Here is a 9,232-nt window from a genome sequence, read left to right as displayed (position 1 = left end):
CGTTCGCAATGACGGCTACTGTCGCAATGACGGGGTGGTTCGCAATGACGGCTACTGTCGCAGTGACGGGGTGGTTCGCAATGACGGCCATTTGCGCAATAACGCGGGCTGTTCAAGAAAGTGGGTTTGATATGCGCGATAGGTATATCAAGCGCCTGCTCCTTCAGGACTGCCGGCGTGCCGCGGTTCACTGGCCCGACGGTGCGCCCGGGATCAGCGTCAACACGTATTCAGCGCTTTCGAACAAGGGCGCCAGTGGCTGCTGCAAGACCTTTGACAGTTGTTCCAGATTGTTTTTTGGTAGCGCCAGATACAAGTTGGTCGTGCGCTCGCTGGATGGCCGCAGGCCTTTCAGCGTGACCACGCCTGCCTGCCCACGCGAATAAAACGTGGCAGAAAACGGTATCTTGTCCAGATAAACCAGTTGCTCACCGGCTTGCCTGTGCTGCATGGCGTAGGCCACCAGATGCTTCTCGGTCTTGAGGTGCAAGGGTTGCAGCGTGACCACTGCGGTGTAGCCTGTCACGAGCAGCGGCATCAGCCAGACCAGGGTCGCCCGCAGTTGCCGGCCCGGTTTTTGGGTGAAAGTTGCCGTCTCAAGTGCCAGCGCCATCAAGACGCTGAAGGCAGCCAGAGCAGGCAGCACGTAGGTCCACAGGATGTTGCCGGAAACGGTAAAAAATACCGGCGTGAACAAGGCCCAAGCGAGTAAATAAGCCTTGTCGGGATCGTGCCGGGTCTGCCACAGGGCCGCCCGTTGCACCGGGTTGATCACGCAGCGCAGCAGCATGGCCAGCGCCACCAGCCCCCAGGGAAAAGAAGCGACCAGCACCTCGCCCCAGATTGCCCCTTTCATCCGCTTGTGCGCCACGCCGTACAAATCACCCGCCCAGCCGGAATCAATGAAGCGCAAAAAATGCTCGCCCACCAGAAAGTAGTTCAGAAAACCCGGTGTTTTTTGCTCGGCCAGCAGGTACCAGGGCACGCTCAGCAGCAGCATCAGCGCCAGCCCGGAAACCCAGGGCAAGCGTTTGAATGATGCCCGCAAGGATGGGTAGAAGACGGTCAGCCCCAGCATCGGCCCGGCCACCAGCACCAGCATGAGCGGCCCCTTGGCCAGCAGGCCCACCGCCATGGCCACAAAAAAACCGTAGCGCCAGGCCGGGCTGGGCGCTTTGGCCGACATGGCCAGCGCCACCATGGCCCAGGTGGTGGCCAGCGCCAGAAAGGGGTCGGTCAGCACCGCCCCGGCGGCCATGAAGACCAGCGCGCAGCTGACATAAATCAGCAGCGTGCTGCGGGCGACGCGCTCGCCAAAATAGGTGCGCGCATAGACAAAGAGCAGCGCCATGCCAGCCACGGTGGCCAGCCACGATGGCAGCCGCGCGGCAAATTCGGTGACACCCAGCAGCTTGAAGGCAATTGCCTCGGTCCAGAAAGACAGCGGGGGTTTGCCCCAAAACGGCAGCTCAGGGGTGAACCATGGCGTGATCCAGTCGCCGGTCACCGCCATCAGGCGCGCCACCTCGGCGTAGCGCGGCTCGGAGGTGCTCGCCAGCGGCAGCCACGCCATGCTGGCCAGGCGCAGCCCCAATATCGCAGCCAGCGCCAACCACCAGCGATTAACTTTCATGGCCATTCAGCCGAACGTCATGGATTGCTTCACTGCGTTCGCAATGACAAAGAGTGCTCTGATCACGGCGCTGGCGCATGGGTGCTGTCCTGATCTGCTGCACTCGAGTCTGCTGGTGCCAGCGGGCTTTGCACCACATCGCGCAGCACATACAGCGGGCGCTGTTTGGTCTCGAAATAGGTTTTGCCGACGTATTCGCCGACCACACCAATGGACAGCAGTTGCACGCCACCCAGGAATGTGATGACTGCAATCAGCGACGGGTAGCCGCCCACCGGGTTGCCGTGCAGCAGGGCATCCACCACAATCCAGAAGCCGAAAGTCAGGCCGACAAGTGCGCCCAGCAGCCCCATCACGGTGGCCCAGCGCAAGGGCGTCACAGAAAACGAAGTAATGCCCTCGAACGCCAGACCGAACAGTTTCAGCGCGTTCCATTTGGTGTTGCCGGCAGCGCGTTCATCGCGGTCGTATTCGATCACGTGGGTGGGGTAGCCAACCCAGGCAAACAGGCCTTTCATGTAGCGATTGCGTTCGGGCAGCTGTTTCAGGGCATCGACGGCGCGCCGACTCATCAGGCGAAAGTCGCCGGTGTCGGCGGGAATCTCGATGTGGCTCAGGATGTTGAGCAGGCGGTAAAAAAGATGGGCGCTGAGCCGCTTGTGCCACGACTCACCGGCGCGCGAGCGCCGCTTCATGCAGACGATGTCAGAGCCGCTGTGGAAGGCGGCCAGCATTTGTTCAATGAGTTCGGGCGGGTCCTGCAAATCGGCATCGAGCACCACCACCGCCTCGCCAACCGACAAATCCAGGCCGGCGGTCAGCGCGGCCTCTTTGCCAAAATTGCGGCTCAGGCGAACCGCCTTGACCTCGGGGTGGCTGGCTGCCAGTTCCAGCAGATAAAGGCCGCTGTCGTCGCGGCTGCCATCGTCCACCAGCACCAGTTCATAGCGGATGGCCAGCGGCTTGAGCACTTGGCTCAGGCGCTCGTACAGCAAGGGCAGCACCGTGCGCTCGTTGTAGAGCGGGATCACCACGGACAGCGCCACGCGCGCCGACGGCCCGGGCGCAATCAGCTGGCGTTCGTGTTCAGCGCGCATGAGTATTACTTTTCGTCAACATGAGAAATTGCCTATCAAAACGGCTGCATCTTAACGCCTGCAGCGGGTGCCAGGCGAGGTCGCAGCAGCGCGGGCTTTTGTGTCTATGATGGCCGCATCATGCGCCGAAAAATTCCCTCCCTTCAAGCCTTGGCCTGCTTCGAGGCCGCTGCCCGCCACCAGAGTTACACCCGCGCGGCGCAAGAGCTGGCGCTCACGCAAGGCGCGGTGTCGCGCCAGCTTACCGCGCTGGAAGACTTTGTCGGCGTGGCGCTGTTCAAGCGCACGCGCCACGGCGTCACGCTCACCGAGCGCGGACGCGACTACGCCGCACAGGTCGCCATTCGGCTGCAGGCGCTGGAGCAGGACACGCTCGACGTCATGAGCACGCAGGGTCGCGGCAGTGTGCTGCACCTGGCCGCCGTGCCCACCTTTGCCACGCGCTGGCTGATTCCGCGCTTGCCCGACCTGCAAAGAGCACAGCCCAATTTCACCGTGCACATCGAGACCCGCACCCGCCCCTTCATGTTCGCCGACACGCCGTTTGATTGCGCGCTGTTTGCCGGCACGCCCGCGCAGGTCAGCCAGTGGGCCGGCACCCAAGCGGTGAAACTGCTCGACGAAGTGGTGCTGCCGGTATGCCAGCCCAGCCTGCTGCAAGGGCAGGCCAGCCTGTCGCCCGAGGCGATTGCAGGGCTGCCGCTGCTGCAGCAAAGCACCCGCCCTGATGCCTGGCGCCAGTGGTTCGAGGTGCAGGGCATTGCCGCGCCGCAAGCGCTCTCAGGCGCTCGTTTTGAGCAGTTTTCCATGACCGCCGCCGCTGCTGTGCACGGCTTGGGCCTGGCGCTGGTGCCGCGTTTGCTGATTTCTGATGAGCTGGCGCGCGGTGAGCTGGTGGTGGCTTGCGACCGGCCGCTGGCAAATCAACGCGCCTACTATCTGGTGCAGCCCGACGGCCAGGCCAATTTGCCGACCACCCGGATTTTTATGGACTGGCTGCGGCAAACCGCCGCCACAGCTTGAGCCCCGGCACAACGCCGCAACATGGCGCATCTGGCATCACACCCCGGCGCGTTCAGGCTCTTACTTGTTGTCGGCGTCCACCGCCAGTCGCAGCATCTCGAAAATATCGGGAATAGCGGTGCTGACCCGGTTCCAGTTCGGGATCAGCGGGGTGGCCATGGGGTCGTCCATGAAGGCCTGGCAAGCCAGAGCGATGGCGCGCGTGAACGACTCCACCGCCATGGCCTCCTCATGCCGGTCGAACTGCAGGCCGTTGATGGCCGCATCCGCCTCGAACTTCATGATGGTGTCTTCGGCACGGCGCAAATAGGCCACCAGCAGCGACTTGAACAGGCCGTCCGAGAACACCACGCCTTCGGAGGCCAGCGTGCGAAAAATCGACTTGCAGATGTCCACCGTCATGCGCATCAGGCCCTTGCTGGCATCTTCAGCTGACAGCACCTGGTGCTTGTGGTCGTAGTTGGCGGCAATGTCCACCTGGCACACCCGGCGCGGTGAGTAGTTGCGATAGACCTCGGCCAGCGAGCCCACCTCCAGGCCCCAGTCCCAGGGAATCCGGTTGACCCGCGCCAGCTCGGTCACCATGCAGAACTCGCCGGCCAGCGGGTAGCGGAAATTGTTCAGAAAAGTCAGAAAACCCTGCGCGCCGACCAGTTGTTGCAGGGCCTGCACCAGCGGCGTGACCAGCAGCCGCGTGACGCGCCCGTTCAATTTGTCCGACACCCGGCTGTAATAGCCCTTGCAAAAGACAAAGTCCAGCGTCGGGCTGGCGATGGGGTAGCACAGCCGCGCCAGCAGCTCGCGGCTGTAGGTGACGATGTCGCAGTCGTGCAGCGCAATCACCTGCGACCTGGCCCGCGCCAGCACATAGCCGTAGGCCAGCCAGACCGAGCGCCCCTTGCCGCGCTCGCCCACATTGAAGCCGTGGCGGGCAAAGGTTTCATAGATTTCGCTGATGCGTTTGCCGTCGTTGTGGACAATTTTGACCTCGGTGGCAATTGGTGCCATGAAGGCCCGCACCCGGGCAAAGTCCTGCACCGAGGCCTTGTCGAGGACCAGCACGATTTCATTGAGGTACCTGACCTTGGCCAGCTCCTGCACGATGCCCGGCATGGCCGGGCCTTCGAATTCACTGTACAGCGCGGGCAGCACCAGCGCGATGGGGCGGGTTTTGGCAAACTGGCACAGCTCGGTCTCGAGCCGCTCCAGCGACGGCTTGCCGAGCTGGTGCAGGGTGGTGACGATGCCGCTTTGATGAAAATCAGACATGGCGCAGGCTCCTGTTCAATCCAGATTCAAAGGTGTTCGATCTCGCTTTGCTCTTGTTCTGCGTGCTCCTTTTCGATCATGCGCCGCGCCGCGTCGATGCCGCCGACACCAAAGGCGATGGCCAGCGCCGCCACAATGCCGCCGAAGGTGATGGAAAAGGCGGCCAGCACAATGCCCGGCGCAATCTGGAGCTGCTCCATGGTCATGGCCAAAATCAGCACCGTCAGCAGCAGGCGCACGGCATTGGCCAGCGCCCGGGCGTAGTGGTAGCCGCTGTTGACGGCCGCAATCAGCACCGCGCGGCTGGCAAACCCAGCCAGCAAGGTGCCCACCAGCAAGATCACCAGCGCCGAAAAGGCGCGCGGCAGGTAGCCAAAAATTTGCGTTACCAAGTGTTCAATGGCGGCAATCTGCAGGGCGTTCAGGGCCAGCATCAGCGTCAACACCATCACCAGCCAGAAGACAATGCGGGCGATCAGCGATGCCGGTTTGGTCCACACCCCGCCCTTGCGCATCAGCGCCGTCATGCCCACCCGGTCGGCAAAATTATCGAATTTGATGGCATTGAGAAACTTCAGCAGCACAAAGTGAATCAGCTTGGCCAAACCGGTGCCCAGCAGCAAAATCACCAGCATCGCCAGCACATTTGGCAACAAGGCCTTGAGGTTCAAAAATATCGCGTCCAGGGGTTGCACGATCAGGTCGAGGAATTCATTCATGGGGGTACTCCTTGTTCATCAGGTCCAGGCGCTGGCCAGGTAGTCTTTGTCGCGCTCAAAGGCCAGGCACAGTTGCTCGATTTCCAGCTCTACCTCGGCCGGTGTCATGGCCTCGGCCGTCAGAATGAACGCCGCAGTCCGGCCGATGTAAAGCGGCGTGAGCGACTTGATCAGGTGCGTCGGCAGCATCTGCTTGCGGTGAAAGGCGAGGGCGTAGTCGTAAATCACGCGCGCCCACAGCGCAGGGGAGAAGGTAAATTCGGCATCGCTCTGCGCGCCCAGCCGTTGCACCTCGGAAAAATCGCCAGCACCCAGCACCTCGCGCCAGATCTCGTGCAGGTTGGCCAGGCCGTCGCGAAACTGCGCCAGCATGCGCCCGGTATGCACGTTCACGTGCTCCAGCCCGACCGTGTATTCGAAGCCAAAAGCCGGCACCGGCTCGGAGCCGCGCACAGGCAGCCACACCGGCGCGTAGTTTTCCATCAGGTCAAAGGTGGCACTGACCACCTGGTAGAGCATGCTGCTGAGGTCGGCGCCGGGGTCTTTGGCGTCGTGAATCTTGGCACCAAGAAAAGATTGCGTCACCTTGAAACCGTTGGCAATGGCGCTGGTGGTCATCCAGATGTCGATGCCAAAACGCGCCACATCGGTCTGCCACACATCCTTGCCCAGGTAAAAACCGGCCAGCTGGCCCGAGAAACCGAAGTCGCCGCCAATCGGCTGGCGCACCCGCTTGCCGTACAGCGCGCGCGTCAGCGGGTAGATGATGCTGTTGGTGATGGTGCCGTCGAACTTGTGGCGGTGGTAGAGCGGTGCCACATAGTCAAAACCGCTCTCCAGCACCGGCTTGAGCAGCAGCTCGATCCATTCGGGCGTGATGCTGCGCAAATCAGAATCGACCACCGCGCAGGCTTTGGCCTGGAGCGCCTGGGCAATCCCGAACACCGCCCGGAAGGCGCTGCCCTTGCCGGGCACGCCCGCATAGGGAAAGGCCAGCTTGGCAATGGGCGAAACCCGGTGGTGCAGCAGGATGGCGTTGTAGTCCTCGATGGTGGACTGCTGCACCACCGTGGTGGTGCCGTCGGTGGAGCCGCCGTCAGAGTTGACGATCACGGCGCTGTGCTCGGGAAAGTATTTGGCCAGCCCGGCCTGCACCGCGCGCACCACATGGCCAATGGTGTGCGCATTGTTGAAGCTCGGGATGCCGACCACGATGTCGGCCCGCCCCAGCGCCTGGAGCTGCGCTTGCACGTCGGGCCGCAGTTCAATCGTGTCCATGGCACAAAAAGTCAAGCACGGCTTCGTTCCAGCCGCTCGGGCCAGGTTGGCGCGTTGTCGTCAGACCAGCCAGCTGCCAACCGGCGTCGGCCAGACCCTCCGGGTGACGCACCAGCACGGCATGGTCCACCGCGCGCAGCATCGGCAGGTCGTTGCGGCCGTCACCCAGCCCCAGGGTGGTCATGGGGCCACGCTCCATCTCGTACAGCACCCGCAGCAGTCGAACCGCCCGGCCTTTGTCGTGCTGGCCCAGAATGTGATGGAGTTGCCCCGCGGTCCAGTTCAGACCGACGCGATTGATGGCTTGCAAGAAATCGGCATCGACCGGGCCGTCAAAGACAAAGGGCTCGTCGAATTCGCGCTGCCGGGCCAGCGCCGCCTGCTCGGTGTCGAGTCCGGTCAGCGTCGCGATTTCGGCCACGTCCATGTCGGTGAAGCCGCGCACCCGGGCCCCGGTTTGCGCGCGCAGCGCGACGAACTGGCGCCTGATCTCGGCATGTGGCGTGCCCAAGGTGATGCGCTCAAAACCCGCTACCAGGCGGTCACCGTCGACGGGTGTTGTGAAATACCCGCTCGGCACATACACGGCGCCACCGTTTTCCACAATGAACGGGTGGCTGTTGCCCAGCCGCTGGCGGTACAGCAGCATCTCGGCGCGGGTTTTGCTGGAGCACAGCACCAGCGCGATGCCTTGCGCGCGCAGCACCTCCAGCGCCGGCAAGGCAGGGGCGAAAGAATAGCTCACCGGGTCGAGCAAGGTGCCGTCCAGGTCGGTGAAAACAAGCACTTTCTGACGCATTTCGGGTGCATCCAGCCATGTGATTCAGGGGCTTGAATGATGCGTGACAGGGTCTTTTGCGGCTTGACAATTCGCAACGGGCCGTTCTTTGCCAGGCGTGTGAAGCGGCCACCTTTCACATTACAGCCCGGTATATTCCTGGGTGTTCAGTTGTCAGACCACGTGCTAAGCTAACGGTCGCTGACCACTGTCTTGACACCCCATTCACAGGAGCGTTTTTCATGCCCGGACTTCTTCCCAACATCGACCCTGACGGCCTGCTTGAGTTTTCGGTGGTCTATACCGACCGCGCGCTCAACCACATGTCCAAGCGCTTTCAGGGCGTGATGACCGACATCTCGCGCATTCTCAAAGAGGTTTATCACGCCCAATCGGCGGTGCTGGTGCCCGGTAGCGGCACCTTTGGCATGGAGGCGGTGGCGCGCCAGTTTGCCACTGGCAAGAAAACCCTGGTGATCCGCAACGGCTGGTTCAGCTACCGCTGGACGCAGATTTTTGACATGGGGCAAATCCCGTCGGAATCGACCGTGCTCAAGGCGCGCCGCGTTGGCGCCGACCCGCAGGCGCCGTGGGTTCCCTGCCCGATCGACGAGGTGGTTGCCAGCATCCGCGCCAACCAGCCCGACGTGGTGTTTGCCCCGCACGTCGAAACCGCCGCCGGCATGATGCTGCCTGACGACTACCTGAAAACCGTGGCTGACGCGGTGCATGAAGTGGGCGGCCTGTTTGTGCTCGACTGCATTGCCTCGGGTGCCATGTGGGTCGATATGGAAGCCACCGGCGTCGATGTGCTGGTGAGCGCGCCGCAAAAAGGCTGGAGCGGCTCGCCCTGCTGCGCCATGGTGATGTTGAGCCCGCGCGCTCGCGCCGCGATTGACGCCACCACCAGCACCAGCTTTGCCTGCGACCTCAAAAAATGGCTGCAGATCATGGAGGCCTACGAAAAGGGCGGCCACGCCTACCACGCCACCATGCCAACCGATGCGCTCCTGCGCCTGCGCGAAGTCATGCAGGAAACCCGCGCCTACGGCTTCGAGAAGGTCAAGGCCGAGCAGGCGGCGCTGGGTGCCAAGGTGCGCGCCCTGTTTGAGCGCCGCGGCATCAGGAGCGTGGCCGCCGAGGGTTTCAAGGCCCCCGGCGTGGTGGTGAGCTACACCCATGACGCCGACATTCAGAACAGCAAAAAATTTCTGGCGCTCGGCCTGCAAACCGCCGCCGGCGTGCCGCTGCAATGCGACGAGCCCGCTGATTTCTCCACCTTCCGCGTCGGCCTGTTTGGCTTGGAAAAGCTGCACAACGCCCAGCGCAGCGTGGCGCATCTCGCTGCCGCACTCGACGCCATGGGCATCACGGCCTGAACTGACTGACCTTGAAGTCACCTCCAATGATGCAAGAAAAACGTCATTGCGAGCCC

The 9,232-nt window shown here is 62.7% G+C and carries 8 protein-coding genes; 2 read left to right on the top strand and 6 right to left on the bottom strand.

The window, feature by feature from the left end:
• Positions 1-187: 187 nt before the first annotated feature.
• Together IBX54_RS09505 and IBX54_RS09500 are read right to left on the bottom strand one after the other, a co-directional pair.
• The gene (locus IBX54_RS09505) at positions 188-1,633 is read right to left on the bottom strand and encodes a glycosyltransferase family 39 protein (protein ID WP_296542417.1); all 1,446 of its coding nucleotides are present in this window, start codon (positions 1,631-1,633) and stop codon (positions 188-190) included.
• A gap of 62 nt (positions 1,634-1,695) precedes the next feature.
• Positions 1,696-2,730, bottom strand: a complete 1,035-nt coding sequence (locus IBX54_RS09500; protein WP_296542416.1) for a glycosyltransferase family 2 protein — start codon at positions 2,728-2,730, stop codon at positions 1,696-1,698.
• A 120-nt stretch (positions 2,731-2,850) separates the two neighbouring features.
• Between IBX54_RS09500 and IBX54_RS09495 the strand changes: the two genes are divergently transcribed.
• The gene (locus IBX54_RS09495; RefSeq protein WP_296542415.1) at positions 2,851-3,753 is read left to right on the top strand and encodes a LysR family transcriptional regulator; all 903 of its coding nucleotides are present in this window, start codon (positions 2,851-2,853) and stop codon (positions 3,751-3,753) included.
• A gap of 60 nt (positions 3,754-3,813) precedes the next feature.
• On the opposite strand, the gene IBX54_RS09490 is transcribed toward IBX54_RS09495, so the two are convergent.
• From IBX54_RS09490 to IBX54_RS09475, 4 genes are read right to left on the bottom strand one after another with little or no spacing between them, the layout of a single operon-like run.
• Positions 3,814-5,022 carry a hypothetical protein gene (locus IBX54_RS09490; protein ID WP_296542414.1) on the bottom strand — a complete coding sequence of 403 codons (1,209 nt, stop codon included), beginning with the start codon at positions 5,020-5,022 and terminating at the stop codon, positions 3,814-3,816.
• Between the two features lie 26 nt (positions 5,023-5,048).
• Complete coding sequence (locus IBX54_RS09485; RefSeq protein WP_296542413.1) at positions 5,049-5,741, bottom strand: hypothetical protein; 693 nt, start codon at positions 5,739-5,741, stop codon at positions 5,049-5,051.
• Between the two features lie 18 nt (positions 5,742-5,759).
• Positions 5,760-7,019 (bottom strand): cell wall biosynthesis glycosyltransferase, encoded by a 1,260-nt coding sequence (locus IBX54_RS09480; RefSeq protein ID WP_296542412.1) that lies wholly within the window; start codon positions 7,017-7,019, stop codon positions 5,760-5,762.
• Positions 7,006-7,818, bottom strand: coding sequence for a mannosyl-3-phosphoglycerate phosphatase (locus IBX54_RS09475; RefSeq protein ID WP_296542411.1), 813 nt, complete (start codon positions 7,816-7,818; stop codon positions 7,006-7,008). Before IBX54_RS09475 ends, IBX54_RS09480 begins: the two co-directional genes overlap by 14 nt.
• Before the next feature lie 221 nt (positions 7,819-8,039).
• Here IBX54_RS09475 and IBX54_RS09470 point away from each other — a divergent pair, with 221 nt between their 5' ends.
• On the top strand, positions 8,040-9,176 hold the full coding sequence (locus IBX54_RS09470; RefSeq protein WP_296542410.1) for an aminotransferase class V-fold PLP-dependent enzyme: 1,137 nt from the start codon (positions 8,040-8,042) through the stop codon (positions 9,174-9,176).
• The last annotated feature ends 56 nt before the right edge of the window (positions 9,177-9,232 follow it).

Source organism: Rhodoferax sp. (genome assembly GCF_014859475.1).
In the GTDB taxonomy this organism is placed as follows: Bacteria; Pseudomonadota; Gammaproteobacteria; order Burkholderiales; family Burkholderiaceae_C; genus Rhodoferax.
The sequence above is the reverse complement of the archived record's forward strand: the minus strand, read 5'-3'. Positions and strand labels throughout refer to the sequence as shown.

What these genes read in the sequence shown, in the direction of transcription:
- IBX54_RS09505 (WP_296542417.1), bottom strand. Translation starts at nt 1,633, where the DNA reads ATGAAAGTTAATCGCTGGTGGTTGGCGCTGGCTGCGATATTGGGGCTG.
- IBX54_RS09500 (WP_296542416.1), bottom strand. Translation starts at nt 2,730, where the DNA reads ATGCGCGCTGAACACGAACGCCAGCTGATTGCGCCCGGGCCGTCGGCG.
- IBX54_RS09495 (WP_296542415.1), top strand. Translation starts at nt 2,851, where the DNA reads ATGCGCCGAAAAATTCCCTCCCTTCAAGCCTTGGCCTGCTTCGAGGCC.
- IBX54_RS09490 (WP_296542414.1), bottom strand. Translation starts at nt 5,022, where the DNA reads ATGTCTGATTTTCATCAAAGCGGCATCGTCACCACCCTGCACCAGCTC.
- IBX54_RS09485 (WP_296542413.1), bottom strand. Translation starts at nt 5,741, where the DNA reads ATGAATGAATTCCTCGACCTGATCGTGCAACCCCTGGACGCGATATTT.
- IBX54_RS09480 (WP_296542412.1), bottom strand. Translation starts at nt 7,019, where the DNA reads ATGGACACGATTGAACTGCGGCCCGACGTGCAAGCGCAGCTCCAGGCG.
- IBX54_RS09475 (WP_296542411.1), bottom strand. Translation starts at nt 7,818, where the DNA reads ATGCGTCAGAAAGTGCTTGTTTTCACCGACCTGGACGGCACCTTGCTC.
- IBX54_RS09470 (WP_296542410.1), top strand. Translation starts at nt 8,040, where the DNA reads ATGCCCGGACTTCTTCCCAACATCGACCCTGACGGCCTGCTTGAGTTT.